Consider the following 1,007-nt stretch of genomic DNA (forward strand, 5'->3'; position numbering starts at 1 on the left):
CCGCCACCCGGACCTGCTGGTCGCCCAACGCCGCGAACGCGCCCGGATCCGCAGCGAGAAGGGCATCCGCTGGGGCGGCCGAAGTCTGGCAGCCGCTGCCTGAACTGGCCGTCTCCCCTGGCGGCCACGCATTACGGTGGGATCCATGTCCGAGTTCTCCGTGCGGAATTTCTACGACGAGTTGGCCCACCAGTACCACCTGATGTTCCGGGACTGGGACGCGAGCATGGCCTACCAGGCCGAGGTACTGGGCGGGCTCGTCCGCACATCTCTCGGCGCGGGACCGCACACTGTCCTGGACTGCTCGTGTGGGATCGGCACCCAGGCCATCGGGCTGGCCCTGGCCGGGCACCAGGTTGTCGGCAGCGACCTGAGCCCGGTCGCCGCCGCGCGCGCCGCCGTCGAAGCGACGGCCCGGGGCATCCGGCTTCCGGCCGCTTCGGCTGACATGCGCCAACTGCCTTTCAAAGAGACGTCATTCGACGTTGTCCTCTGCGCGGACAACTCGCTCCCACACCTGCTTTCTGGGCAAGATCTCCGGGCGGCACTCCTCGGCATGAGACGGGTGCTCCGAGACAACGGACTGTTGGTGATCACTGTCCGGGACTACGACGAGACGCGTCAGAACAGACCCACGTCGACACCTCCCCAGGTCTCGGAGACACGCGACGGCCAAGTAATCACCTTCCAGCTGTGGCACTGGCATGAAGACGGCGAGCGCTACGACCTGGAGCACTTCCAGCTCACCCCCGCGGATAACACCTGGCATGTCCGAGTCCGCCGGAGCACCTACTGGGCGCTGACGCCCCCGCAGCTGACAGAGTTCGTAACTGAAGCCGGCTTCACCAACATCACCTGGCACAGTCCGGCCTCCAGCGGGTACTACCAGCCCGTGCTCACCGCACACCGCGCTTCCTCAGCGCAGTAATCCAGACATCGGTTCCGCTCTGCCTGGCTCTCCGCTCACCTATGGCAAACCGGTGAACGTTGCCGGTCACAGCACTAGC

General features: G+C 66.1%; 1 protein-coding gene. It reads left to right on the forward strand.

Going from position 1 to position 1,007, the window contains the following annotated elements; all coding sequences use genetic code 11:
• Positions 1 to 145 precede the first annotated feature (145 nt).
• The gene (locus ACIBK3_RS46795) at positions 146 to 928 is read left to right on the forward strand and encodes a class I SAM-dependent methyltransferase (protein ID WP_399374783.1); all 783 of its coding nucleotides are present in this window, start codon (positions 146 to 148) and stop codon (positions 926 to 928) included.
• Positions 929 to 1,007: the final 79 nt, after the last annotated feature.

Origin of the sequence: Streptomyces sp. NPDC050287, from assembly GCF_044459385.1 — a bacterium.
Lineage (GTDB): Bacteria > Actinomycetota > Actinomycetes > Streptomycetales > Streptomycetaceae > Streptomyces.

Coding starts and splice junctions, on each gene's coding strand:
- ACIBK3_RS46795 (WP_399374783.1), top strand. CDS start 146: ATGTCCGAGTTCTCCGTGCGGAATTTCTACGACGAGTTGGCCCACCAG.